Source organism: Allostigmatella hybrida, assembly GCF_020103775.1.
Taxonomy (GTDB): domain Bacteria; phylum Myxococcota; class Myxococcia; order Myxococcales; family Myxococcaceae; genus Hyalangium; species Hyalangium aurantiaca.
The window spans coordinates 208780-235429 of sequence record NZ_JAHXBH010000003.1; the positions used below are offsets into that span (position 1 = coordinate 208780).

At 66.6% G+C, this 26650-nt stretch carries 17 protein-coding genes; 7 read left to right on the forward strand and 10 right to left on the reverse strand.

Annotated elements, in window-relative coordinates:
* Positions 1-879, forward strand: coding sequence for a Rossmann-like and DUF2520 domain-containing protein (locus tag KY661_RS07990; RefSeq protein ID WP_225409639.1), 879 nt, complete (start codon positions 1-3; stop codon positions 877-879).
* On the opposite strand, the gene KY661_RS07995 is transcribed toward KY661_RS07990, so the two are convergent.
* The 3 genes from KY661_RS07995 to KY661_RS08005 form a co-directional block, all read right to left on the reverse strand.
* Positions 863-2476 carry a hypothetical protein gene (locus tag KY661_RS07995; RefSeq protein WP_225409640.1) on the reverse strand — a complete coding sequence of 538 codons (1614 nt, stop codon included), beginning with the start codon at positions 2474-2476 and terminating at the stop codon, positions 863-865. The two genes, KY661_RS07990 and KY661_RS07995, sit on opposite strands and share 17 nt — an antisense overlap.
* A 225-nt stretch (positions 2477-2701) precedes the next feature.
* A complete protein-coding gene (locus KY661_RS08000; protein ID WP_225409641.1) occupies positions 2702-4057 on the reverse strand; it encodes a hypothetical protein in 1356 nt (451 codons plus the stop codon).
* A gap of 35 nt (positions 4058-4092) precedes the next feature.
* On the reverse strand, positions 4093-6807 hold the full coding sequence (locus KY661_RS08005) for a TonB-dependent receptor (RefSeq protein WP_225409642.1): 2715 nt from the start codon (positions 6805-6807) through the stop codon (positions 4093-4095).
* 160 nt (positions 6808-6967) lie between these two features.
* Between KY661_RS08005 and KY661_RS08010 the strand changes: the two genes are divergently transcribed.
* Complete coding sequence (locus tag KY661_RS08010) at positions 6968-8161, forward strand: cysteine desulfurase-like protein (RefSeq protein ID WP_225409643.1); 1194 nt, start codon at positions 6968-6970, stop codon at positions 8159-8161.
* 45 nt (positions 8162-8206) lie between these two features.
* Here KY661_RS08010 and KY661_RS08015 read toward each other — a convergent pair whose 3' ends face one another.
* Complete coding sequence (locus KY661_RS08015; RefSeq protein ID WP_225409644.1) at positions 8207-9349, reverse strand: serine hydrolase domain-containing protein; 1143 nt, start codon at positions 9347-9349, stop codon at positions 8207-8209.
* Between the two features lie 129 nt (positions 9350-9478).
* Here KY661_RS08015 and KY661_RS08020 point away from each other — a divergent pair, with 129 nt between their 5' ends.
* Positions 9479-11017, forward strand: coding sequence for a polysaccharide lyase family 7 protein (locus KY661_RS08020; RefSeq protein ID WP_225409645.1), 1539 nt, complete (start codon positions 9479-9481; stop codon positions 11015-11017).
* Between the two features lie 59 nt (positions 11018-11076).
* Here KY661_RS08020 and KY661_RS08025 read toward each other — a convergent pair whose 3' ends face one another.
* A complete protein-coding gene (locus KY661_RS08025) occupies positions 11077-12192 on the reverse strand; it encodes a DNA alkylation repair protein (protein WP_225409646.1) in 1116 nt (371 codons plus the stop codon).
* 204 nt (positions 12193-12396) lie between these two features.
* Between KY661_RS08025 and KY661_RS08030 the strand changes: the two genes are divergently transcribed.
* Entirely contained in the window at positions 12397-13410 is a 1014-nt protein-coding gene (locus KY661_RS08030; protein WP_225409647.1) for a PKD domain-containing protein, read from the forward strand.
* Between the two features lie 605 nt (positions 13411-14015).
* Entirely contained in the window at positions 14016-14366 is a 351-nt protein-coding gene (locus tag KY661_RS08035) for a hypothetical protein (RefSeq protein ID WP_225409648.1), read from the forward strand.
* 8 nt (positions 14367-14374) lie between these two features.
* Here the strand turns inward: KY661_RS08035 and KY661_RS08040 are convergent, their stop codons facing one another.
* From KY661_RS08040 to KY661_RS08060, 5 genes are all read right to left on the reverse strand, one after another.
* A complete protein-coding gene (locus tag KY661_RS08040; protein WP_225409649.1) occupies positions 14375-15394 on the reverse strand; it encodes a family 43 glycosylhydrolase in 1020 nt (339 codons plus the stop codon).
* Between the two features lie 21 nt (positions 15395-15415).
* Positions 15416-16633 carry a winged helix-turn-helix domain-containing protein gene (locus KY661_RS08045; RefSeq protein ID WP_225409650.1) on the reverse strand — a complete coding sequence of 406 codons (1218 nt, stop codon included), beginning with the start codon at positions 16631-16633 and terminating at the stop codon, positions 15416-15418.
* A 57-nt stretch (positions 16634-16690) separates the two neighbouring features.
* Entirely contained in the window at positions 16691-18361 is a 1671-nt protein-coding gene (locus tag KY661_RS08050; protein ID WP_225409651.1) for an esterase/lipase family protein, read from the reverse strand.
* A 17-nt stretch (positions 18362-18378) separates the two neighbouring features.
* A complete protein-coding gene (locus KY661_RS08055) occupies positions 18379-19062 on the reverse strand; it encodes an FKBP-type peptidyl-prolyl cis-trans isomerase N-terminal domain-containing protein (protein ID WP_225409652.1) in 684 nt (227 codons plus the stop codon).
* Positions 19063-19281: 219 nt separating this feature from the next.
* Positions 19282-22722 (reverse strand): CARDB domain-containing protein, encoded by a 3441-nt coding sequence (locus tag KY661_RS08060; RefSeq protein ID WP_225409653.1) that lies wholly within the window; start codon positions 22720-22722, stop codon positions 19282-19284.
* Positions 22723-22978: 256 nt separating this feature from the next.
* On the opposite strand from KY661_RS08060, the gene KY661_RS08065 reads away from it, so the two are divergent.
* Together KY661_RS08065 and KY661_RS08070 are read left to right on the forward strand one after the other, a co-directional pair.
* On the forward strand, positions 22979-24313 hold the full coding sequence (locus KY661_RS08065) for an MFS transporter (protein WP_225409654.1): 1335 nt from the start codon (positions 22979-22981) through the stop codon (positions 24311-24313).
* Between the two features lie 33 nt (positions 24314-24346).
* Entirely contained in the window at positions 24347-26404 is a 2058-nt protein-coding gene (locus tag KY661_RS08070) for an extracellular catalytic domain type 1 short-chain-length polyhydroxyalkanoate depolymerase (protein ID WP_225409655.1), read from the forward strand.
* Positions 26405-26650 lie beyond the last annotated feature (246 nt).

The following is a 26650-nucleotide window of genomic DNA, read 5'->3' on the forward strand; positions in this document are numbered from 1 at the left end:
GTGGCTCCACGCTCCTCCCCTCCCCCGTCCCGGCGCCCTCCCCTCCTCATCGCCGGCGCGGGCCGGTTGGGAGGCGCCCTGGCGCTGTCCCTGTCCGCCCGGCGTTGGCCCGTGCGCGTGCTGAGCCGGACAGAGGCCGGACGCGCCCGGGTGAAGGCGCTCGGGCTGAAGCCCGCCACGGACAAGGACGTGCGTCAGGCCCGCGTGTGCCTGCTCTGCGTTCCTGACCCCGCCATCCCTGGAATGGCCCAGGAGCTGGACCGTCAACTGGGACGGGGCGCGGCCTTGGTGCATTGCGCGGGAGCGCTGTCCCTTGAAGCGCTGGGTGCTCCCCGGGCACGTCCCCTCGGCTCGTTCCATCCGCTCTGCGCGGTCTCGGATCCGCGGGATGCGCTGGCCGGACACTCCGTGGCCCTCAGTACCCGCTCACGCACCCTGAAGGCGGTGCTGCGCCGGATGGCGGATGATCTGGGCCTGCACGTCCTGGAAGTGCCCGAATCCCAGCGGGCCGCCTACCACGCGGGGGCGGTGCTGAGCGCGGGCTGCGTGGTGGCGCTCCTGTCCGCAGCGGTGGAGGCACTGGGCTGCGCGGGCATCTCTCCTTCAGAAGCGCTCACGGCCCTGCTGCCGCTGACCCGCTCGGCGGTGCGGGGCATGGAAGCCCGCGGGCTGGCCGGAGGCCTCACGGGCCCCATCGCCCGGGGAGACGCGGAGATCGTGGCCCGCCACCTGGCAGCGCTGCCACCAGACATCGCGGAGCTTTACCGGCAGCTGTCCCAGCGCGCCCTGGTACTGGCCGGGCCCCGCCTTCCGGAAGAGGCGCGCACTGCCCTGGCCGCACGGCTCGCGGCCTCAGGCTCCGTCAAAAGGCCTGCTTGAGGGTGGCCGAGAAGCCGCTCTCGATCTCACCACCACGGGCCAGCCCCACGCTGTAATAGAGATCGAACTGGAAGGTGTCGGCGAGCAGCAGGTGAACGCTGGGGCCCACGGCGCCCACCAGCCGCGGCTTCGACGTCCCGTCCGCGCGGTTCCGCTCACCGAACAGCGCCATATCGGTGAAGAGACCCACCTTGTAGAGATCCCGGACGAGCGAGAAGCGCCCTTCCAACCCCGTGCTGAGAACGCTGCGGGTGAAGAAGCGGTCGTCGAAGACGCCCCGGACGTGAGGCCCTCCCACCGGCTGCTCCTCGGAGAAGGGCATCTTGCCCCAGAGATAGGCCCCCTTGCTGGTGACCCACACATCGTGCCAGCCGATCTCGCAGACCTTTTGGTAGCGGTAGCTCAGCTGTCCGTAGCTGCGCCCGGTGGAGTCCGGGGAGTACTGGCCCAGGATGGCGATCTCATGGCGGCGGTCCCTGCGGATCTCGTCGGTATCGAAGATCATCTGCGCCGTGCCCCCCAGGTAGGGCTGGAACGTCGAACTCGACTCGATTCCCTCGCGAGCCCCCGTTCCCTCCACCCGGCGCAGTGAGAAGACGTCGAGCTTCTCGGCCCCCAACCCCAGCGCGAAGAGCATTCCAGGAATGCGATCGTAGAGGAGCCCCAGCGCCAGCTGCGCCCGGGTGGCGAAGTAGCTCTCCAGACCGACATCGGGCCGTTGGCGGCTCGTGAGCTCCCCCCGCAGCGCCAGGGCGGGCCGGATGCCCAGGTGCAGGCGCGGAGCGAGCCACTGCACCTCGGTGCTGACCCGGGTGAGCGCCAGATAGTCGTGCATGTCGACCACGTCTGAACGGATCTTCCCCCCGAGCTGCGTCCAGGCGCGCCACCGGTCGGTGTTCAGCAGGAGATCCGCTCCCTTGTACTCGAGCCCCAGCAGCAGGCCGTCCACCCCGTTGAGCCCCGCCATGACGCCCAGTCCCGTCACCCACTCCTGGCGGTGGACGAGGATGTGCAACTGGTAGTCATCCCGCGGCGGAAGCAGGGGGTGGTTCGTCGACCAGCTGCGGGTATCGATGAGGGGAATGGGCTCGAGGGTGTTCACCTGGGGCCCGACGTGGGACACATCGTCCCTTCGAACGAGCTCATACCGCTCCACCTCCACCCCGTTCCGCTCGCGCAGCTGGGTGAACTGACGCTTGAGGTAGGGACGGTTGAAGACGTTGTGGGGAAGCCCCAGGCCGATGATCAACTGCACCGTGCGCAGCGAGCCCTGGCCACGAAGAATGACCTTCTCGACCTGCCCCTCATCGATGTCCACGAGGATGCGCTCGCCCTGCACCACCGCATCCACCCGGGCCAGCTCATAGCCCGCCTGCAGCAGGAACGAGAGCAGCCGGTCCCGGATCCGCCCTGCCTCGGCGGCGCTGACCTTGAACTCCGACGGCAGATCGAGCACCGCGAGGTACAGCTCGTCGGACAACACGACGTTGCCGCTGAAGACGAGGGGTTCGCGGCGCTGCTCCGCCTCCTGCGCCAGGCTGACGCTGGCCAGCAGCAGGAGAAGAAGCCCGCAGAGCCATCGGAAACGTCCCACCATACCGCTCAGAAGCAGAGGGGCCAGGGTTGCGGCATCAGCGGTTCAGCGGGCACGGCGGGCGCGGCACGAGAGGACATATGGCCATCATGTAACATTTGGCCACGACATCGTGGTGGACAGTGTTTCAGCAAATTTCGGATCCCCGGGTCCCAGGGGCCTCAACCCGAAACGGCACCGCCCCATCCGGTAGGATCCGGACGGGGCGGCAGAGGGGAAACAGCCGTTCTAGCTCGCCGGGTAAGCCGTCCAGCCAGCCGTCCAGTCGGTCTCTCCCACGGCCCCCTGGAAGCCCGCGCTGGTGTCGAAGAAACCATCGTTCGGCGGCGTGCCGCCGGGGATGGCCACCTCGGGCTTGAAGCTGGGGCCCGGAACCTCCGGGGTCGGATCCTTGTAGAGGGCTTTGCCCAACTTCGGGTCCGCCACGCTGTTGCCCCGGCCCGACTCGCCCAGGAAGGCGAGGTACTCGCTGAAGTCGCTGCCATCGCTGCTGGACTTCACCACGAAGGTCGTCTCGCCGTAGGCCACCTTGTTCGACCAGAAGGTGCTGTTGCTCACGATCAGCCGACCCGCGTTGGCCTCGGCGATGGAGTCCGGCCCCGCGATGTCGATGGCGAAGTCATTGAAGTAGGCGATGATGGAGTTGTTGATGCTGCCCGCGGAGCCCACGCGCAGGATGGCGCCGCCCTGGGTCTGGGCCGAAGCGCCCGCGGCACGGTCCGCGCCCACGAGCGTCACGTTCCACAGCGTGGGAGACGAGCGCGGGGTGGCGTTTGGCGAGGCGGAGCTGTTGTCCGCCTCGATGCCGTTGTTGCCCGCCAGGCGGCTGAGCTGAATGGCGACGAACTGGGCCTTGCCCTGCCAGCCCTGATCCCAGTCCAGCCCGTCATCATCCGCCAGGGTGACGACGATGTGCTTGAGGTTGGCGGTGCCGCCGAACATCTCGACGCCGTCATCCAGGCCGCGGTGCACCTGCACGTAGTCCACGGTGGTCGCCGTGCCACAGGCACCCAGCGTCAGGCCGTTCAGCTCGTTGTTGCCGCCCAGCCGGAAGCCCGCGAACTCGATGCGCGCGTACTGGAGGGTGCCGCAGTTGTGCGCCGCATCCGTGCCGCCGTAGCGGGTGTTCTCGCTCTCCGGGTAGCCCTCGATGTTGTCCTCGCCGCCCTGGACGTTGATGGGCGCCTTGCCCAGCAGGACGAGCCCGCCCCAGTTGCCCGCCTGACGGGAGCCCTTGTCCACCGCGCTGGTGAACACGATGGGCGCCACCGCCGTGCCGCGGGCGTCCAGCTTCGCGTTCCGGGTGATGGCCAGCGAGGAGTTCAGCCGGCCCTGGATGACCGTGCCCGCCTCGATCGTCAGCGTCCCCCGCTCGACGAACACGTTCGTCGTGAGGACATAGGTGTGGTCCTTCGTCCAGATGGTGTCCTCGGTGATGTTCTGGGACACCTCGCACACCGCCTGGCCCTCGGCGCACGCGCTGCTGGCCGGAGGCGGGGGAACCACGGTCTCATCCTTGTCATCGCCACACGCGGGAAGTACCGCAAGGGCGCACACGCTGGCCCACGTCCGCATTGCTTTCATGATCTCTCCGTTGGGTGTGATTCGAGGGGAACTGCTCAGAACGGGCTCCACTCCACCTGGGCCACGGCGGTGACGCCGGGCTGGTAGCGGAACACGTCGGTACCGATCTGCTGGAAGTTGGAGGACTGGTTGAGCAGGTTGGTGCCCGTCAGCTTCAGCCGCAGGTCCTCCAAGAGCCGCTGGGACACCGTCAGGTCCACGCGGTGGAACGGCTGCTCATAGGTGTCCGGCAGCCGGTTGAAGCCGACCTCCGAGATGCGCTTGCCGAACACGTTGTAGAGCACCGTCACCTCGGTGCCCGAGCTCTCCCGCGTGTAGGTGGCGTTCACGTTGGCCACGTAGGGCGACTGGCCCTGGAGCGGGCGGCTCTCGCTGGTGCTGATCTGCTGGCCCTGGCCCAGGCTCACGCGGGAGTGGATGAGGCTCAGGTTGGCCCCGACGCGCAGGGGGCTCAGCACCGGGCTGAGGCGGCCCAGGGAGACGCGGCCCTCCAGCTCGATCCCCAGCGCGGTGGCGCCCTCGGCGTTGCGGTAGCCGACATCCCCCTGGATGGAGCTGACCACCACCTGCTCGATGGGATCGATGAAGCGCTTGAAGAAGCCGCCCACGGAGAAAAGCTCGCTCTCGGTGGGGAAGAACTCCCACCGCAGGTCGGCGTTGTGGATGCGCGAGGAGAGCAGCTCCGGATTGCCGCTCACGCTGCGGCGGCGGATGGCGTCGTAATAGAGGAAGGGGGCCACCTCGCGGAACTGCGGCCGGGCCACCGTGAAGCTGTAACCGGCGCGCAGGTTCGCCTTGTCCGTCAAGGCGTAGACCGCGTTGAGCGACGGCATCGGGTTGACCGTGGTGTTGTCCGTGGACGCGGGCGCCTGTCCCTGGGCGAAGCTGCTGCCGGACTCCAGCCGCTGGGTGAAGGCCTCCACGCGCGCCCCGGCGATGAGGCGCAGCCGCTCCAGGGGGCTGACCTCCGCGCTGATGAAGCCGGCGTAGATGGACTGGAAGCCATCGTAGCTGTCGGTCAGGAACGTCCGCTCCTCGGCGAGGAACGAGGGGCCGATGTTGTCGCCCGAGAACATCTCCTCCGCGGGCAGCCCCAGCATCTCCGGATCCTCCCCGACGAACAGGAAGGAGAAGCGGCGCGCGTCGAAGCGGCGCTGCGACAACTGCGCGGACGCGCCCACGTTCATCTCCACGGCGCCCAGGGGGAAGCGCAGCGACACACTGCCTCCCCCGCTCGTGTCGCCCAGCGAGGAGAAGAAGCGCTCGCCGCTGTTGGCGGCCTGGCGGAAGCGCCGCACGCCGTTGGTATCGAGGTAGAGCAGGTCCCGGGTGTCCGGCTCCTTGGCCTGCGTCACCGACACGTTCGCCTGCCAGCGCAGCGTGAGGGCATCTTCCGCGCCGAAGCGGTGGGTGCCCCGGAGCTGGTTGAAGTTCAGGAAGCGCTGCGAGAACTTCAAGCGCGTGGCATCGAACTCCGCGTTGTCGGTATCGGAGAAGCCGCGCAACACCTGGGCCGAGTCCTCGGTGGAGCTGCTCACCAGGGACAGCACGCTCACATCGTTCAGCGAGTCCAGCTGGTAGCCCGCGTTGAACAGGGCGCCGAGGTTCGTGTTCGTGGCGCCGAACTCCGAGCGGTAGAGATCCTTGGGAATCAGGTCCTGGTCGTTGATGCGGAACGTCTGGGCGTCGGCGTTGGTGACCGCGTCGCTCCGGGAGTAGAGGGCGCTCGCCAGATAGCCGAAGGCCCGGCCATCGCCCCAGGAGTGGGTGTTTCCGACCGAGAAGCTCAGGCTGCCATTGGGCAGGCCACTGGAGGTCCGGCTCGACCAGGTGTTGGCGAAGCTCTCACTCACCTGCTCCGCCTGCGCATCGCGCGTCGTCAGCGGCCGGTCCGAAGGAACACTGGAGGGCAGCGAACGGGTGCCATCGTCGATGCCCAGGAAGTCCAGGCTGCCGCCAGCGTACGTCCGGCGGGAGCGGAAGGTGGACTCGGAGTTGGCGCCCAGCGACAGGCGCAGCCGGGTCTGCAGGGTGGCGGGATAGGCGTTGGTCTCGATGCCAAGCACGCCGCCCGCGAAGGCGCCGCCCATCTCCGCCGAGAAGGTCTTCTGCACCGTCAGCGTGGACAGGAGCGAGCTGGGAAAGAGGTCCAGAGGGGCCTGGTGGCCATCCGGGTCCGTGCTGGGCAGGGAGACACCGTTGACGGTGGTAGCGGCGTAGCGCCCACCCAGTCCGCGCAGGAACACGTTCCGGCCCACCACCGTGGCCGAGGTCACCCGCTTGACCGCATCCCCAGCGTTGGAGTCCGGGGAGCGGGAGATCTGCTCGCTGCCAATCGAGTCCTGGACGGTGTTGGCGAGCTTGCGCTGGAGCAGCAGGCCGCTCTCGCTCTTGGTGTCCACGGTGCCGATGACGACAACTTCCTCGGTGAAGGCGCCTTCCACCGGCTTGAGCGCGAGGTCGCGCTCCACGAAGCCCTCGGCGACCCGCATGCCCTTCACGTCCACGCCCTCGTACTGGTCGCACCAGAAGCGGACGTCATAGGTGCCCGGCGGCAGGGGCATCTCGTAGAGCCCCTCCAGGTTCGTCTCGACGAAAGTGTTACCCCCGGAGATGACCGTGATGGGGCATACCAGCAGGGGCTCACCCGTCTTGGCGTCCGTGAGCTTGCCGCGGATTCCGGAGCCGCCCTGAGCGGCCGCAGTGCCTGCGAATGCGGCGATGACCAGCGAAAACGTGGAGCGAACCATATGTCCTCGAAGCCGCCCCAACAGGTGGGGCGAAAACGAGGCACAGTCTGTCGATCCACCGGCCAGGGGGTGGTCACAGTTGACGCTCAATTGCGTCAAGGGCCCGCAACGCACGTCATCGCGCCGTCACAAAGGCCGTGCCGCTATGATTCCGCGCGACATGACCTTCACGTTCTCCCAGCACTTTCCCGCTTTGCGGTCCGGTTTCAGCTACCTCGACAACGCCGCGGGAGCCCAGGTGCCCACCCACGCCATCGAGGCCATCTCCCAGTTCCTCTCCCAGGGAAGCTGCAATGTCGGCCAGCCCTACCCGGCCTCCCGGGTGGCCACCGAGCTGAAGGCCCAGGCCCGCACCGCCACCGCCAGCTTCCTGAACTGCAAGCCCGGGGAGGTCATCCTGGGCACCAGCGCCACCGCCCTCACCTTCCAGCTCGGGCGAGCCTTCAGCCGGTTGTTCCAGCCGGGAGACCACATCATCGTCTCCGAGCTGGAGCACGAGTCCAACGTCAGCCCCTGGCGTGCATTGGAGGCACAAGGGGTGGAGGTGAAGCTCTGGAAGGCCAGCTGGCCCGAAGGCCGGCTGGAGCTTGCGGATCTGCGTGCGCTGCTCACGCCCCGGACGCGGCTGGTGGCATTGACGGCCGCCGCCAACTCGGTGGGCACAACCCCAGAGGTCACCGAGGCTGCGCAGCTCGCGCACTCCATGGGCGCCTGGATCATCATCGATGCGGTGCACTCCAGCCCTCACCTGCTTCCCGATGTGAAAGCATGGGACGCGGACTTCGCGGTGTTCTCGCCGTACAAAGTCTTCGGTCCCCACCTGGGCTGCATGTACATCCGCCAGGAGCTGCTGCCGCGCCTCCCGGCGGATAAGCTGTGGTTCGTACCCGACGACAGCCCCCTGAAGTTCGAGCCTGGCACCGCCAACCACGAGGGCCTCGCGGGCTGGTTGGGCGCCTTGCGCTACTTGCGTGAGGTTCTCGGTGAAGGCACTGCCGGACGTGCGGGGCTGGAGCAGGCCTACCGCCGCATCGAGAGCCTGGAACGGCCCCTGCGGGAGTCCACGCTGGAGCGGCTGCTGCGCCATCCGCGCATCCGGCTGTATGGCCCCCCGGAGCCGCAGGGACGTGTGGCCACCTTCTGCTTCAACGTCCCAGGCGTTTCCCCTCGCGCGGTGGCCGAGCACCTCGGCCAGAACGGGGTCGCGGTGGCGGCGGGCCACTACTACGCCACCCTGGCCGCTCAGGCGCTGGGCCTCATGCCCGATGGCGCTGTCCGGGCTTCACTGCTGCACTACAACACCATCGAAGATCTCGAACGGTTCTTCTCCGCCCTAGACACGTTAGCGTTCTGACAGCCACCTATTCACCAATGCGCATGGTTTGACGCGGAGCTGGAACTAGCGCGAGGCGGGAAAGGTCTCGAAGGGCCAAGGGAGTGCCCCGGGCGTTCCAAGCCACAGGTCCGCCACCTGTTGAGCGATCCGCCACGGCTCTCCTCCAGCGCGATTCGTCAGAACGATGACCGTGAGCCGCTGCTCCGGATATTTCACGATCGCGTTGGTGAAGCCGGACGTCTCACCATGATGGGAGAGGCGCAACCGTCCTCCGTCATCATCGACGAACCAACCGAAGCCATAGCGTGCGGAGGTCCCGTCCGGCAGGGCCGGCGCCGTCCACGCGAGCCGCTGGGTGGCCTCGCTGACGAGCGCGTGCGTGTCCAGCGCCCGGTCCCACGCCACCAGTTCCTCCACCGAGGCGTAGATGCCGCCATCTCCCAGCACCGCGCTGGTAGGACTCTGGTCCCGGGGACGGAAGCCCTCCGTGCTGGCCACATACCCGTAGGCACGCTGGGGCACCGCCGAGAGGCCCTCCTCGTGTGCAACCGCCGAGCGCATGCCCGACGGGGCGAAGACGCGCTCGCGCAGGAACCGGGCGAACGGCATGCCACTGATCTGCTCCACGATGAGGGCGAGCAGCGCGTAACCGGAGTTGCTGTAGCGCACTGCGGTCCCAGGCGGAAAGTGCGTGCGGCTGGCGCGGGAGACCAGTTCGAGCACGTCGCGGTCCGTCACCTGCACGGTCTGGGTGTCCGGGACGAAGGCCTCGTACTCCCAGAGGCCAGAGGTGTGATTCAGCAGGTGGCGAATGCGAACCTCGCCCGCATGGGCTGGAAAGCCAGTGAGCACACGGGCCACGAGATCGTCGTAGCGGAGCTTGCCCTCCTCGACGAGCCGCATGATGGCCATGGCCGTGAACTGCTTGGAAAGTGAGGCCAGCCGGTAGTGCGTCTGCGGTGTGGCGGGGATGCGCGCCGAGAGCTCGGCCAGACCATAAGCGCGGCTGAACACGGCCCGCCCCTCATGAATCACGGTGACACTGGCGCCAGGGAGATCCGGGCCGTCATAGCTGGCGAAGAGCGAGTCCACGGTGTGCGCATCCGGAGCCCGGGATGCCCTGACGCTCGATGATGCGCCAGTACATCCCGTGAGCAGGGAGAAGGTGACGAAGAGGGCTGCGGCCACAAGGAAGGAGTCCTTCATGCGGCCTCCATCCATACCTCATCCCTTCAGCCTTACGTGCATTACACGTATTACTGCAAAAATTTGTTTTACGTGAATGACCCTTGTGCTACGGCGATGAGGACATTGCCCCTCCTCAGCCGGTTGGACATGGACCTCAAACGCTTACTCCCCGCCCTCGTCCTCGCGCTCCTCGCAACAGCCGAGGCCTCTGCCCAGTCGGCCACGAAGCTCGCTGTTCCGGGCTCGGCAGTGATCGCCAGCACCTATGACGTAGCGAACAACGCCATCCCCTCCCAAGCGGTGGATGATGACCTGTCCACCCGCTGGGCAGGCCAGGGCGATGGTGCTCACATCACCTTCGATCTCGGTACCACCCAGAACGTGCAGCTCATCAAGATCGCCTGGTACCAGGGCAATACCCGCACGACGGCCTTCGACGTGCTCGCCAGTACATCCTCAAGCGGCCCGTGGACCCCGCTGCTCAACCGTCACGCCAGCAGTGGAACCACCACCGATTTCGAAATTTATGACTTCGCCGACACCAACGCTCGCTATGTCCGGATCGTGGGACACGGCAACAGCTCCGGCAACGGCTGGAACAGCATCGCCGAAGTCGAACTCTGGGGTCAGACCGGCACGGTCAATCAGGTGGCGGAGCCTACCTTCAGCCCTACGCCCGGCACCTACTCCAGCACGCAGACCATCTCCCTCAGTTCCGCCACCGCCGGAGCCTCGATCCGATACACCACCGATGGCAACATCCCCTCCTCCACCACCGGCATTCTCTACACCGGTCCCCTCACGCTCAGCACGACGGCCACGTTGAAGGCAATCGCTTACCAGAGCGGGCTGTCGCCCAGTCCGGTTCGAAGTGGCACGTATACGATTGGAGCGGGTGGCCTCGATCCTTCTGCGCCCCCGAGTAGCAATTTCGATCTCTCGCACTGGAAGATCACGCTTCCGGACGCCAGCGAGGTCAGCGCATCCACATTGAGCCGAGGCTACGAACTCGAAGACACGTTCTACACGGACCCGGTAACGGGCGGTATGGTCTTCCGCTGTCCAAACATCGCCGACACGACCAGCAACTCCAATTACTCCCGGACGGAGCTACGCGAGATGCTCGCCCCGGAGGGAAGCGCAAACGCCCCCGCGAACAATTGGGTGATGTCGACGTCCTCATCGTCCGCCAAGGCCGCCGCAGGGGGCGTGGATGGAACACTCAGGGCCACCCTCACGGTGGATCGTGTTTCGACCACCGGTGAGAGTGGAAAGGTGGGCCGAGTCATCGTAGGCCAGATCCATGGTCCGGACAGCGAGCCCATCCGGCTGTATTTCCACAAGCGCCCTTCCGACGCCCGGGGCGCGATCTACTTCGCCCACGACACGCCCTCCAACAGCACCACCTACTACCCAATCATTGGCGATCCGGACCACCTGAACCTCTCGAACGGGGTTCTGCTCGGGGAAACCTGGAGCTACGAGATCAAGGTCGTTGGACAATCCATGACGGTCAAGGTGACGCCACAAGGCCGTGCTGCCGTCACCAAGACTTTCACCTTGGAATCCGGCTACAACAACCTGAGCATGTATTTCAAAGCAGGCGTCTACAATCAGAACAACACCGGCACGGCGTCCGATTACGTGCAGGCCACGTTCTACAGCCTGACCCACAGCCATCCCTAATCCAGAGGAAGTACGTTCTGTCAGGGGGGGCAGCGGCTCTGGCCTTGAGACCGCCGCACTCAGGCCGGTGAGACGGTAAAGGAACCCACGGGCGTGGCGAGGCCGTTGACGAGTGCTTCGACGCGATGCTCCCCCGGGTAGTGTTGGCGCGTCGTCAGGTCCTGGAGCGACACCTTCTTCTCCAGGCAAAGGGTGGCCCCCGGTGTCAGATCCACCTTGCCCCCCTTGAAGACCTTGGGGCGGCAGGTGCCGCGGGCCTTCACGAAGTGGACGGCGAAGTCGACGAGCGCCTTTTGCCGTGACTCCGAGCGGTTGACGATGCGCAGTGTCACCTGGACGGACTGGCCGACGCGAACCCGCTGGGGCGTGAAGGTGGCCGTCACCTCCAGCTGGGCGGGGCCCTCGAAGCCCATGAGCACCATGGCGCGCGCGCTGCCGCGCTTCACGGCGGAGCGCAGCGCGTGGCGGATGAGCCACTGGCGGTCCGGAGGAGCCCCCTTGCTCCAGCGCTCGCAGGTGTCCACGAGCAGCTCCGGGTGGTCCTTGCCAATGTCGTTCAGGTGGTTGGCAACGGAGCGGCGGACGTAGAGCTCCGGGTCATCCTTGAGCAGTTCGAGCAGTTCCAGCAGCGGACGTGGGTCCTCCTGGAACACGCGGAGCCGGGGCGCCCAGGGAAGCCGGGGCCGGCTGCCCTCGGAGACGAGCCTCCGCACATGGACGTTCGGATCCACGGCCCACTGGCGCAGCCTCTCGAGTGTCCGCTCCGGGTAGCGCTCCAGGTAGGCACGCAGGGAGAACTCGGAGGTGAAGCGCTTGGTGAGCTCGTACTGCAGGCGCATCGCCGGCTCGAAGTGCTCCAGGCCGTGCTGGGCGGCGTAGAGGACATGGGGCAGGTAGAGGAACACGGCCATGCCCTGGCCCTCGGTGTACTGCTCCTGCTCCGGTCCCAGCGAGTCCACGAGGATGCGGGAGGCCTGCGCGAAGTCCGAGGGGAGGGCCCGGTGCATGGCACGCGTGATGTGGCGCGCCCGGTCCATGAGCTCCAGCGCGTCGAGCCCTTGGGTGGCCTCTGCGATGAAGCGGCGCTCGGGGAAGGCGGGGTGCGCGGCGCGGAGCATGGAGGCAATGCGCCGCACCACGCGCGCGTCGAAGAACGTCTTGAGGGACTCGGCCATGGCGGAGTGGGTCTACCGCGTCCCGGAGGGGCCTTCCATGCGGTGTCCCACACTCTCCTCGCGCTCCCGCCGCATTGCCTCAGAAATGCATTGAGGTGAAACAACGCGAAGAAATGCGCCCGGCCACGCCAGGAACTGTTCACTTTGCTTCAATTTCCTGAAACATGCGCTTAGGGTGCCACCGCCGTTTTTTTCGGAGGTTCCATGCATCGTCGTTTGTTGTCGCTTGTCGCGTTTACCGTTCTGTCTGGCTCGCTGGGTTTCGGCTGCGGTGGAGAAGACGATCCCACCCCTCCTGCCGAGAACAAGAGCCCCACCCTCACCGGCCCTACCGCCCAGTCCTCCCAGGTCTCCTCCGGCGCGGCCGTGACGCTGTCGGTAACCGCCTCGGATGCCGATGGGGACACGCTCACCCATGCCTGGGAGCAGACGTCGCCTGCCTCTCCGGCTGGCACCTTCAGCAGCACCACGGCAGCCACCCCCACCTGGACGGCGCCCACGGTGGGCACCAGCACCGCCTTCACCCTGCGCGTCACCGTCTCGGATGGAAATGGCGGCAGCGCGCAGGGCACCGTCACCATCACCGTTGCCCCGGTAGTCCCCGAGAACCTGCCCCCCGAGGTGGCCGCCACCATCACCGCGCCCTCGACGCTGAAGGCGGGCGCGACGGGGACCCTCTCCATCACCGCGACCGACCCGGAGGGTGACATGCTCACCTATACCTGGTCGCAGAAGGCTCCCTCAGTGCAGGGCACCTTCGTGGGCGGCACCACGGGCACGAGCGCGCAGTGGTTCTCTCCGCAGGTGGGCACGGAGACGTCCTTCACCTTCGAGGTGTCCGTCTCGGACGGCAAGGCCGCTCCCGTGGTCCGCACCGTGAATGTGCCTGTGACGGTTCCGGCGTACAGCGACGTGCAGAGCGTGTGGAGCACCAATACCCTCTGCACCGGCTGCCATGGGACCTCCGGCGGACTGAGCCTCGCGCAGGGCAGCAGCTACGCCGCCCTGGTCAATGTCAACAACAACAACGCCGCCTGCAACACGCTCAAGCGGGTGCTGCCCAATGATCCGGACAACTCTTCGCTGGTGCGCAAGCTGGAGGGCACCACCTGCGGCAACCGCATGCCGCGCGGTGCCAACGCGGCCCACTTCGATAACAACCCGGGCCAACTGATCCTCATCCGCTCGTGGATTCTCGGCGGCGCGATCAACAACTGACGGCACAGGTAAAGCTTTAGCATGCGTTGACATCTCAACTTCTCAATGCTAGAGCGGCCTCAAGACAGCTCATACTTTAGGTGAAAATCTTCTGGATGAGCTGTCGATCCTTCAGTTGGTTTCCATGTAGCAACCGTCACTCTGGGTAAAAATATGAATCGATACGCATGGCTCCCCATGGTCATCTCGCTCGCGCTGGTGGGTTGCAATGTGCCGGGAGATGCCGAGCTGGATACCCCAGACGTTGGGCTCGTTCAGGAGAACGCCGCCCCAGCAGCCGAAGCAGATGGCAAGGTGACTGCCATGGCTGGGTATTGTTACAACGGTTACAAGGCTGGCCTGTACTGCAACTCCAGCACGGACTGTGGAAAATTCTGTACCTCTGGACCCAAGGTCAACCAGTACTGCAACACTGCGACGGATTGTAGCAAGTGGTGTGCCTCTGGACCCAAGGTCAACCAATACTGCAATTCCAATGCGGACTGTCTGGGCTCTACCTGCGTGAGCACCACCTGCATCCAGGCAACCTGTTCTGGGTGAGTGCCAGGCGCACGCTCAATTACTCTGGACAAGAAGAGGCTTGTTGGAGACTCATGCGGAGCACCATGAGTCTCTCGAAGAAACTGAACCTCAAGGACGGCATGAAGGTCCGCGCCGTGGGCAAGCCCGCGAACGTTGACCTGGACGATGTCGCGGTCACGGCCTCCGCCAAGGCGGAGGCCCTGCTCATCTTCGTCAAGACGCTCGCCGAGGTGGACGCGAAGTGCGCCCCCCTCATCGAGGCCGCGAAGGAGGACCGGCTGGCCTGGGTGGCCTACCCCAAGGCAGGACAACTGGAGACGGATCTCAACCGGGACGTGCTCTGGAAACACCTGGGGAAGCAAGGCATCCAGGGCGTGCGCCAGGTGGCGATTGACGCCGTCTGGAGCGCCATGCGCTTCCGGCCAGGCAAGTAAGCCGCAGTTCAGCGCTGTCCCTGGAACGGCGGGCAGTACGGCAATCCCTCCTCGTCCCAGCGCAGCTCGATGATCATCGCGTTGCGGACTGCTGACGGCGAGCCGAAGCGCGCATGAGCGAACAGGTAGTCCCTTCCGTCATGCCCCCGCAGCCATGCGCAGTGGCCGGGCCCATGGAGGCCGCGCTCTGGCTCGGGACGGAGGACGAAGTGCTGCCCGCCCCGCGTCACGTTGACGAGCCTGCCCGGCGCCTCCTCGACGAGGGCGCCCACGCCGTAGAACCCGAAGAAACAGCCGCCGCTGTACAGGTACACGCGCTGCCCTCGCGGGTTGACCAGGCCCCCGACGGGCGCCTCCACCGTGTTCCACACGACGGTATCCGTGCTCCAGTCCACGCCTGGGATCTGCTTCCAGGGCATGCGCCGCTGGGCCTCGTAGAGGTGCCAGTCATCGGACGCCCGCGCGAGCAGGGCGGGAGGTGTCAGCACACGGGTCAGGTCTTCGCTGACGCCGACCTCGACGATCCCCGTGCCGAGCGGAGCGTCGGAGACGAAGTCGGTGGCATAGGCAAGGCGGAGCGATCCATCGGGGGCCCGGTAGAGGTCCGGATCAATGGCGAAGTCCGTGTCCGGCGTGATCACGTGCCCAGAATCGATGAACGGGCCTTCCGGGCGCTCGCTGTCGGCGCGCCGGAGCGTGTGGCCCACATGCGCCTCGTCCCCTGCCCCCACCGACCGCGAGTAGAGCATGACGAATGGGCGCGTGAGGCCGCGCACGTAGCGCACGCACGGCGCCCAGTACGCCCGCGGGACAGGATCCGTCACCAGGCTCGCCCCAAGTGACCGCCACTCCACCAGGTCGTTCGAGGCGTAGACCGGGAAGGCCTTCGGAGAGACCACGTCACTCGTGACGTACACGTAGTAGCGGTACTCCGCTTCGACTCCCTCCGGCACGGCGAGGGGGTATGGGTCGCCCTGATCGATGTCCTCAGGATGGATTGGCCGGTAGTTGATCGGTTGGGTCTTCACCAAGGAGCACTATAGCCAAGCTCACCCCACCCGGGCGCGAGGCCTGCGCACCTTCCGCGCGCCGCACGCCTGGGCATGCCGTGCCAGGGCTTCATCGAGCGCTGCGTCATCCAGCTTCACACCCTTTTCCCGCCACAGCTTCTCCACGTGCAGGACGTCTTCCTTCACGCGCGCCTCCAACCTGCCCACGAACTGCCCCCGGTGCAGCAAGGGACACACGTACCAGCCCCAGCGCCGCTGCGCTTCCGGCTTGTACACCTCCCAGACGTACTCGAAGCCAAAGAGCTGCTTCACCAGCGCGCGGTCCCACAGCAGGGGATCCAGGGGGCCGAGGATCCGCATCCGCGCGTCCGGCACCGTCACGGGCCGGGCTCGAAACCCCGCTGGAGCCAGGTAGCGCCGGGAGGCCCCCGGCAGCACCACTTCCTCCAGCAAGCCTTCCGCTACCAGCGTGTCTGGCAGCGCGGTGACGCGCACCGGGGACAGCATGGACCAGTGTGCCCCTGCCCCCCGTGACAAAAGCCCTGCCGCTTCCACGCGCTCTCTGAGCGCCCATCGCAAGAAGCCCTCCTCGGTGGTGTACCCCGGAGAGATCCGGGCCACTTCCGGCAGGGCCCGGTGCGGCACGTCATACCGCTTGCCCCCGGAACTCCGTCCGCACACGACGATGTCACAGCGGGTCCACAATACCTCCAGGGCCATGGAGGAGGCCTTCGCAGTGCCCTTCCATCCGCTCCAGTCGAGGGGTTCCACCGCGCCGTGGTCGGTCAGCTCCGCGGCCGTCAGAGGGCCACGGGCCTCCACCTCCTCCAGGACGGCCCGCAACACGGGGGCGGGCAGCCGCTGCAACCGCGTGGTATGGCGCCACCACGGGGCCTCCAGGGAGCGGCCCGCGCGGTAGTGGGCAAAGGCCTCGGCGGGCAGCAAGCAGCGCTCCTTGGCCCAATGCTCGAAGGCATGCCCGGGATAGAGGTGGCGGTACACGTCACCTCGCACGAGGCCATCGATCCGCGCGAGCGCCACCAGGTCTGCGTTGGTGCCGATGACATCGAGGGGATCGAGCTGGATATGGCGCAACTGGCGCAAGAGCGCGCGCACGCCCTCGGCGCCCGGGGGATGCACGGGCGCGGCGAGGGCGTGCTGGCTGAGGAGAAACGCGCACGCCTGCTCGGCGGGCAGCATCACTGCGGGAGGAATCGTCTTCGGCACGGTCAGGGACGGGCCCACAGACCCGGTCATCAGGTGGGGGAGGATTGAAGCCGCCCCCACCTTAGCGCTCCGGCACTCAGGATGGGCTCAAAGCTCCATGCAATTGAGCGCAATGGGCTCATGTGCCAAGGCTTGACGAATCCCACTGTAGACAGCGCCATTCGACGCCAGCCCGATGTGCTCGACGATGTTGAGCGGGCAGTCGTCCTGGACGGTCACGTTGCACTTCAGTGGCTGTCCCTTCGCATTGACGCGATCGCAGTTGTCCATGCGCCCATTGGTGGCCGCGTCCGTGAACACGTCGTACGGCTTCCGGGTGTTGATGTTCGTGTAGAAGATGGCGTCGTCCGGGGCCCGCTGGTTGATCTCCACCAGGAAAGGTCCCGGCCGCAGCTGGTGGCAGAGCAGCTTGTCCGTGGGCTGTCCGAGGCACCCCACCAGCAGCACGGCCAAGAGCGGATCCACGTCCGTTCCCTTGTGAGGCGTCCCCAGGCTGATGAGGCTCTCGACCCGACGGTGTCCATAGGCATGAACGTACGTCCGGGCGGTGATGCCTCCCTGGCTGTGGCCCACCAGGTTGACCTTCTCCGCGCCCGTCTTCAGCAAGACATCCGCCACCCGGGAGTTGAGCTGCTGCGCGCCCTCACGGATGTCGATCAAACCACTGCCTGGCAGTTCGAAGAACTCGACGTAGTAGCCATCCGCCCGGAGCCGGGCCTCCAGGGTCCAATAGAGGATCTCACTGGCCAGGGTGCCTCCCACGATGATGACCGGGTTCTTCCGCATCACCGGCGCAACGGCCGGCGGCGGGACGGCGGCGGTGGTGAGGTTGCAGCTCACCACGCTGGCCTTCGCGCTGCCAGGGTTGGAGAGCAACGGCGGATCCGCGGCCAGACAGGCCCAGGAGCCATCCGCGGGCTGGGGCCCTTGCTGCACCATGAACTCGGCGTGAGCCGAGCCATTGCCTGTATAGGACAGCTCGCACCCTCCGCCCAGCGCCTTGGACGGCCCCTTCGCGATGGACTTGGGATAGGCCCCCGTGCCCGGAGTGCCCTGGGTCACGGTGCACTGGAGGCTGGGCTTCGGCGTCACCGCCGTGGGCGCCACCCGGCAGGCAACGAGCGAGGCCTCGACCGAAGCATCCTGGGCATGGTTCGGCGGATCCGCCGCTTGGCAGTACCAGCCCTGCCCTCCCGGCGTGGGCCGGGAGATCACCACGTTCTCGGCATGCAAGGAGCCATTGCCGAAGTGCGAGGTGTCACACCCTCCGGAGACCACGGTATAGCCACCGGCAATCTGGTCCGGCGTCAGCGTCACCTCGACGGCCGGGTTGCGCAGCAGGCCCGTCTTCTTGGTGAGCGTCGTGCACTGCAGGGGCAGGTTGCCACCGCTCGCATCGGTGGCCCGGCAGAAGGTGACCGACGCTTTTGCCCAGGCCGGGTTGGAGACGAGCGCTGGATCCGCGCCCTTGCACCGCCAGCCAAACTCCCCATCTGGCGAGTTCTGTACCATCACCGCGGCGTGAACGGACTCGAAGCCGAAGCGGGACACTTCACACCCACCGCCCACCCGGACGTAGCCCTGGGTCTGCTTGTCGAAGGGAACGGTGGCCACTGCTTTCGGGTTGGGGGCAAGACCCGAGACAGGCGCCCGCGACTGAAGGGTCTGGCATTCCAGGCTCCCCTGCCCTGCGGCGGTAGAGCCCAGCAGCAGAAGCGACGTGGCCAGCACAGCATGACTCTTGGAAATGAATGTCATGGCATGTCCCTGGCCTTTCACTTCGCCACGTCACGCAGGGTGATCTCGTAGATCAACGTTGCGTTCGGGGGGACCTTGCCGGGGAGACCCTGTGCGCCGTAGGCCAGCTGCGGAGGAATGGCGAAGCGGTACGTGCTGCCCAGTGTCATGAGCTGGAAGGCCTCCGCCCAGCCCTTGATGCCGTCGCTGACGCCCACGACAGATACTTTTCCTTGGGCCGCGGAGCTGTCGAACTCCACGCCATTGCCCCCTGCGATCGTTCCCTTGAACTCGAACACCACGCGGTTCGCGGGGCCTGGGCGCGGGCCTTGGGTGGCGGTCAGTACCTGGTACTGGAGACCGCTCGCCGTGGTGATGACGCCCTTCTGGGCCTTGTTCTTCGCCAGGAACTCCTGGCCCGCTGCGCCGTACTTCGCCGTGTCCGCCGCGAGCTTCTTCTGCCGGTTCTGGAGCATCGAGTTCTGAGCCCGGTCCCGGGCTTTGGTGAGCTCCGTCCCATTCAAGAGCGAGGGCTTTCCCTCCAGCTTGTCCCGAATGCCCTGCACCAGCGCATTGATGTCCAGGTCGATCTCGTTCCGCCTGATCGACTCCGCGACGTCCTGCCCCAAGGTGTAGCTGTCCCGCTCCTTATCTGTCGCGAGCGGCACCGCCGCTTGTGCTCCCGCCGCCGTGAAAAGGAGAATGAATGCAAGATGCTTCATGAAGCTGGACCCCCGGAATGATGGAAACGGTGGAAAACAGCCCGCCACACCGCAGCGGCGGCTCCGTCTCAATCCAATTCACATGCCAGCGTCTGGAGGCCACTTTGGGCCCTCAGGGCGAGGTTTGACGTGCCCGTTCAGTGAACTGACACGTCAAGAGAACGCACCGGCGCGTGGAAAGCTCTCCGCGCGCCGGTGGTTCACACAGGACCCGTTGGGCTACTGGCCGGTGATGACGAACTGCGAGCCCGGCTCCTTGTCGACGTTGCCTTCGGCCGAGCCGGTGATGGTGACGTTGGTCAGCACCGCGTTGCCGCGGGCGCCCGACATGGCCAGGATGCCAGACCCGTTGAGCGAGTTGCTGATCCGCACGTTGGTGATCGCGACGTTCGGCATGTTGCCGCCACCGTTCTTGAACTGGATACCGTCGTAGGTCGAGTCATAGATGTCGGTGTCCCGGATGGTGACGCCAACGATGTCGCGCGTCGACGGGAACAGCGTGATGGCCCCGAACTCCTGGTCCTCGTTCCAGAACGCACCACCGGTCCGGTAGAGCCCGTTGTTGGCGATCAGCGTCGTGCCCGAGAAGGGCAAGGGATCGTGGTCGGTCGCCAGCATGATGCCGGGGTAGTTCATCGTGTCGTAGATGAGGTTGTTCTCGACCGTGTTTCCGTAACCGCCGTAGATCGCGATGCCATTGGCCCGCCAGGGCAGCTGGATCGTGTTGTTGAGGAAGCGGTTGTCGTGGGCGATGTCCACCGACCGGTCCTTGACGTAGGGGTTGGCCCAGACCGCCAGGGAGTCGTCACCGGTGGTGCGGAACGACGAGTTGAACACCCGCGAGTTGCTCGTGCCGTTGCTGAAGTTGATGCCGTCCGCATAGGTATTGCGGATGCGCATTCCGCTGAACTGCAGGCCGTCGGCCGGGCCCCACAGATCGGGGATGTTGTCGTAGTCACGGCCCACCCACACCGCCACGTTGGCGTGCTCGATCCACACGTTGGTGATCTTCGTGTTCTTGCCGAACCGGCCGTTCAGGCCGACGCCGCCCTCGGCGTTGCCGTCGCCGCCGCGGATCCGGCCCGAGCCGAAGATCGCGATGTCGGAGATCTGGACGTTGTCGTCGATGTCGAAGCCAAAGTTGCCCTCGTGCGGGTGGTTGATGCTGCCCGTCTGGTTGTGCGGCTCGATGGTGGTGTAGAGCTGCGAGTGCCACATGCCCGCGCCGCGGATCGTCACGTTCCGGATGCCCACCTGGTTCCACATCCCTCGGTTGAGCGGGTCATCGGTGAGAATCTTCTTCTCCTGCCGCCACTGGCCGGCAGGGATCCACACGCAGCTGATGACACCGTTCTGGTCATCCGTCACCGCGCGCTGAATCGCATCCGTGTCGTCGATTCCATCGTTCGGCACCGCGCCATAGTTGGTGATGGACGTGCACTCGGCGGGCTTGCTCGCCGCGGGCGCCACCAGTTCCAGATCGATCAGGTCGATGATGTAGAACGACGCCGTGTCCGACGCGTCCCGCTGCAGGCGGAACACGGTTCCGGCCGGGTAGGTCTGCGCGAGCAGCGCGTTCGACTCATCGAACAACCGCCGGGCGTCCGCCTGGGGCGTGTTGGTCAGCGCCTCCGGGCCGTCCACGTTCCCATACAGCCAGCTGTGCCGCGACGAGAGGGTCACCTTCCGGACGAAGGTGCCGTTGGCGTACAGGCTGATCGTGGCCTCCTGGCCGCCGCCGTTCGGTGCGTCCGGGATGGAGTTGCGCACGACGATCGCGTTCGCCGGGCTGGTCGAGGTGAACTCGACGTACTGGCCGGTGCTGTTCAGGCGCACGGACTTCCGGCCCGAGGACTCGGTGGCGAAGTTGGTGTGCCCGAAGGTACGCAGCCGGTCCGTCTCCAGCAGGGTGCCCTGGTAGCGGCCCGCCTCGGCCTCGTAGGAGACCCAGGGGACCGCCGCCCCGCGGCCGACCACGATGGACTGCGAGGCTGTGTTGTTGGTCTCGTTGGTCTCGGCGACGGCGCCGGTCGCATCGGCCGTGGCCGTGACGGTGGCGCCCCCGCTCGTGGCGGTCCAGCTGCCGCTGGTGGTCACGGTGACGGTCGCGCCCGAGGCAATCGCCGGGGTGCTGGTGTCGAGCGTGCTGCCGCCCACCACGACCCGGGTGACCGTGGCCGCGCTGACCGCCGTGGTGCCCCGGTTCTTCACCGCCACGCTGAACTTGACCGCCGACCCGACCGCCGGGTTCGCGGGGTTCGGGGTGATGCTCAACACCTGCAGGTCAGGGCCTGGCGCCTCCGACACCGTGAGCTTGGACGGGTTGCTGAAGGCGTTGTTGCCCTCGTTCTGCTCGACGACCGTGCGGTCCGGATCGACGATGGCGCCGATCGTGTACGAACCGGCGGCCTTCTTCCCGATCGGGGCCGACACGGTCGCGGACGCACCCGCCGCGAGGCTGGCAACGGAGGCCGTGGCCGCCTCGGCGCCATCCACCGTGAGATCGATGGCCGTCGCCGCAGACGGCTTGGTGCCGATGTTCTTCACCGTGGCCGTCAGCGTGAGGGTGTCCGTCTCGACCGGAGCGCCCGGCGTCGCGGTCACCGCGGTGACCGTGAGGTCCGGGTTGGCCGAGGGGGCGCCGTAGATCTGGAGCTCGGAGACCTGGCCGTTCCCAGAGCCCGTGTTGCCCGTGAAGACAACCCGGACATCCGAGGCGGTGCCGGTGAACGGCACGGTGACCGAGTTGCCGGTCGCCGGGTTGAACGTGTACGCTGCGGAGGCCTTGAGCGTGCTCCACGTGCTGGCCGACTGGCCACGGCCCTGAACCTCGAAGGTCTGGGTGCGGCTGCCCCAGGCGGAGGACGGGGGCACCTTGACGACAATGCCCGTGAGGTCGACGTTCGTGCCGAGCGAGACCGTCAGGTGGCTCGGATACTGGCCGCCCACTCCCTCCCAGTACGTGTCGGCGTTGCCGTCATTGGCGTTGGTGGCCACGTACGTCCATTCCGTCGAGGAGCCCACGATGGGCTTGCCCACGGCCAGGTTGCTGCCGGTGGGCGGATTCGGCGGCGGATCCGTCGGAGGGTTGCTGGCGGTGCCGCGCACCTCGAACTCAGAGAGCTGGCCCGCACCCCAGCCCGTGTTGGACGTGAGGGTCACGCGCACGAACCGTGCGGAGGTGTCCGGAACGTCGATCGTCACGGTGTTGCCCGTGGACGGATTGAACGTGTAGGCCGCGTTGGCCTTGAGGGTGGTGAACGAGGCGCCGTCAGAGGAGGACTGGACGGTCAGGGCCTGCTGGCGCGTTTCCCAGCCCGCCGGGAGCCGCAGGACGATGTCCTCGACGGTCGCGGCCGAGCCCAGGTCGATCTGGGCCCACTGGGGGAACGCACCGTTGGCCGACTCCCAATAGGAGCCCGCGTTGCCGTCGGTGAGGTTGTTCGGCGTGTAGGGGGCATTGCTGCTGCTGGCCGAGGCGGGCTTGCCCGCGGACAGCACGGCCGCCGCGATGGACACACGCTGCGCGGCCTCCGCCATGCCGGACGGTGCCGGGGCCTGGTCCTCCGGCGGACCGCCCGCCGGGGCGCACGCGCTCGTGAGGAACAGGACCGCACAGGGGGCACGAAGCAATCGCTTGGAACGTTTGAAATGAAGCATGAGTCCGCCTTGGTCAGACATGGGGCGACGTGAGTCATTGCGCCCATGGGGGGTGAAGCCGGGGTAGAGAGGCGGGCTCCCCATCTTTCGGGTTAAAGCATTTTCACGGCCCAGGCATTTTTCGCGCGTTTTTCAGAAGACCCTGGTACGCCAGGGACTGCCAACGCGTTGCGTTACGGGAATGCATCAAGACGTGACCCGGAGCGCCGACTAAGAAGCTCCCAGGCCCGACCTGGGCGCGCCGAGGGAACACGACGTGACGCCATCCGCTTCTCCGCCCCCCACCCCCGAACCCTCCACCGCCATCTGGAAGGTGGCCGCCGCCAGCTTCATCGGCACGGCGGTCGAGTGGTACGACTTCTTCCTGTATGGGACCGCGGCGGCGCTCGTCTTCAACCGCCTGTTCTTTCCCTCGTTCAATCCATTGATGGGCACGCTCGCCGCGTTCGGCACGTTCGCGGTGGGCTTCATCGCGCGGCCGCTGGGCGGCATCATCTTTGGCCACTTCGGCGACAAGCTCGGGCGCAAGTCCATGCTGAGCGCCACGCTGCTCATCATGGGCGTGGCGACGTTCGCCATCGGGTTGTTGCCCACCTACACGAGCGTGGGCATCTGGGCGCCCATCCTCCTGGTGATCCTGCGCATCCTCCAGGGCTTTGGCCTGGGCGGAGAATGGGGCGGCGCGGTGCTCATGGCGGTGGAGAGCGCCCCCAAGCATCGCCGGGGCTTCTACGGCAGCTGGCCACAGATGGGCGCGCCCGCGGGCCTGCTCGTCGCCAACGCCGTGTTCTCCGTCTTCTCCAGCCTGCCCGAGGACCAGTTCCTGTCCTGGGGTTGGCGCGTGCCCTTCCTCTTCAGCGCGCTGCTCATCGTCATTGGCATCTTCATCCGCCTGGGCGTCGCCGAGTCCCCGGCCTTCCGCGCCGCGCACCAGCAGAAGTCCCCCGAGCCCCGGGGCCTGCCCGTCATCGAAGTGCTGCGCACCTACCCCAAGCAGATCCTCCTGGCCATGGGGGCGCGCTTCGCGGAGAACGGCTTCTTCTACATCATCACCACGTTCGTGCTCGCTTACGGCACCAGCATTGGCATGGAGCGCTCGGCCATGCTCCAGGCCGTGCTCGTGGCCACGTGCATCCACCTGGTGGCCATTCCCAGCTTCGGGGCCCTCTCGGATGTGCTCGGCCGCCGTCCCGTGTACCTCGGGGGTGCCGTGGGGTGCGCGCTGCTTGCCTTCCCCTTCTTCTGGCTCATCGACACGAAGCAGACGGGGGCCATCTGGCTGGCCATTTCCCTGGGCATCGTCGCCCACGCCGCCATGTACGGGCCGCAGGCCAGCTTCTTCTCCGAGCTGTTCGGCACCCGCGTGCGCTACAGCGGCGCCTCTCTCGGCTACCAGCTCGCCTCCGTGTTCGCGGGGGGACTGTCCCCCCTGGTGGCCACCGCCCTGCTCCAGACCACCGGCAATGAGCCCTGGTCCGTGTCGCTCTACATGGTGGGGCTCGCCCTCATCACGCTCGTGTCGGTATACCTTTCCGCGGAGACCTTCCGCGAGACGCTCGAACCAGCAGACTCGATCCAAAAACACGGGTGACAGGCAAAGGCTCCCGGACGCACTGGAGGACACATGTCGAAGCGACGTTTCGTGGGGGCCGTGGGCGTGGTGCTGGCGCTGGAACTGCTCGGATGCGGAGGGACTTTCTCTTCGGAGGAGTCACCTTCCCTGGGAGAAGCAACGAGCGCGTTGACCCAGGTGACGGGATTTGGAAGCAACCCCGGCAACCTGAAGATGTGGAAGCACGTGCCCGCCAACATGCCCGCCAATGCGCCCCTGGTGGTGGCCATGCACGGCTGTACCCAGACGGCCAATGCCTACACCCAGGCAGGGTGGAACGCCCTCGCCGAGCATCTCAAGTTCTACGTCGTCTATCCCGAGCAATCGAGCTCCAACAATCAAACCAGCTGTTTCAATTGGTTCGAGCCGGGAGACACGGCGCGGGGCCAGGGCGAGGCCCTGTCCATCAAGCAGATGGTGGACAAGATGAAGGCGGACCACGCCATCGACGGCGGCCGTGTCTTCGTCACCGGCCTGTCCGCCGGTGCCGCGATGACGCAGGTCATGACCGCGGTCTACCCCGATGTCTTCGCGGGCGGCGCGGTGATGGCGGGCATCCCCTACAAGTGCGCCACCAGCATGACCAGCGGCTTCTCGTGCATGAGCCCAGGCTCGGACAAGACGCCCGCGCAGTGGGCAAGCCTCGTGCGCGGCGCCTACTCGGGCTACAGCGGCCCCTACCCCAAGATGTCCTTCTGGCACGGCACGTCCGACTACACCGTGAAGAACAGCAACCAGAACGAGGGCATGGAGCAGTGGACGGCGGTGCACGGCATCGACCAGACGCCGGACGTCAGTGACACCGTGGAGGGCTACCCCCACAAGGTCTACAAGGACAGCGCGGGCACGGCCCTGGTGGAGACGTACGATCTCACCGGCATGGGCCACGGCACCGCCATCGACCCGGCGGTGAAGTTCCCCGGCTCCAATGCCGCCTGCGGCACCGCGGGCGCCTACGTGCTGGACACGAACATCTGCTCGACCTGGTACGTGGCGCGCTTCTTTGGGCTCGACACCTCCGACGCCGTCGCGCCCACCGTGAGCCTCTCCGCGCCCGTCAACGGGGCCAGCGTCAGCGGTGTGGTGAGGATCACCGCCAACGCCACGGACAACGTGGGGGTGGCCCAGGTGCAATTCCTCGTCGACGGCACGCCCGTGGGCACCGACACCACGCCCCCTTACGAGGCCACCTGGAACAGCGCCGCGGCAGCCAATGGCACGCACGCCCTCGTGGCCCGGGCCTTCGATGCCGCCGGTAACAGCACGGCCTCCAGCACCGTCTCCGTCACCGTGTCCGGCGGCATCTCGGACACCACCGCCCCCACCGTGGCCCTCACTTCGCCCTCCTCCGGGGCCACCCTCTTCGGCTCCGTCAACCTCACCGCCACCGCTTCGGACAACATCGGCGTGAGCCGCGTGGACTTCCTCGTCGATGGCGCCGTCGTGGGACAGGGCACGCCGTCGGGCAGCACGTACACCCTCACCTGGAACACCGCCGCCGTCAGCGCGGGAACCCATACGGTGGGCGCCCGGGCCTTCGATGCCGCCGGCAACAGCGCCCAGTCCGCCTCCGTGAGCGTGACGGTGGACGCGGCGGCCGAGCGCTTCTCGGAGACCTTCTCCCAGAACGGCCCCGACAACCCGGGCTGGACCCTGGGCGAGTGGGCCCTGGATGCGAGTGACCAGACCGGCACGTCCTCCAGCAAGTCCCTGGCCGGCTCGGCCGTGCCGGCCTTCAACACCGTCACGCGGACCGCCAGCGTCACCGTGAAGCTCACGTCCAGCCCGCGTCTCACCTACTGGCGCAAGCTGGACCTCTCGGGCGCCAATACCTCCGCGTCGGTGAGCTTCCAGGTCGTCGTCAATGATGGCACCGACAAGGTGGTGGACTCCGTCACCAAGGGCCTGGGCACCGTCACCGAATCCGCCTGGACCCAGCGGGCCAACCTGGACCTGTCCGCATACGCGAACAAGACCGTCACGCTGAAGTTCATCGTGTCCGCGAAGGACCTGAGTTCCACCGTCAGCCGTGCCAAGGCCTGGGTGGACGGCATTCGCGTGGAGCCCTGAGTTGGATTACGGGGGGCGCCATCCTGCACGATGAGAGTGTGCTGTCTGGGCCTCGGCTCCCGGTGCCTCGGATTCTGCCCCCTAGCCTATCGAGCGCTTTTGCAGCAGGTCCCAAGGCAAAAGCCCGGTGTGTTAGAGCGCCTAACAAAAGTCAGGTTTGAGGGATTCCTTCTCTCGGAAGAGCGCTCCAGTCCTTACTTTTGTTAGGCGCTTTTAGCAGCGCTGCGCTCGTTGGGCTCTGTACGG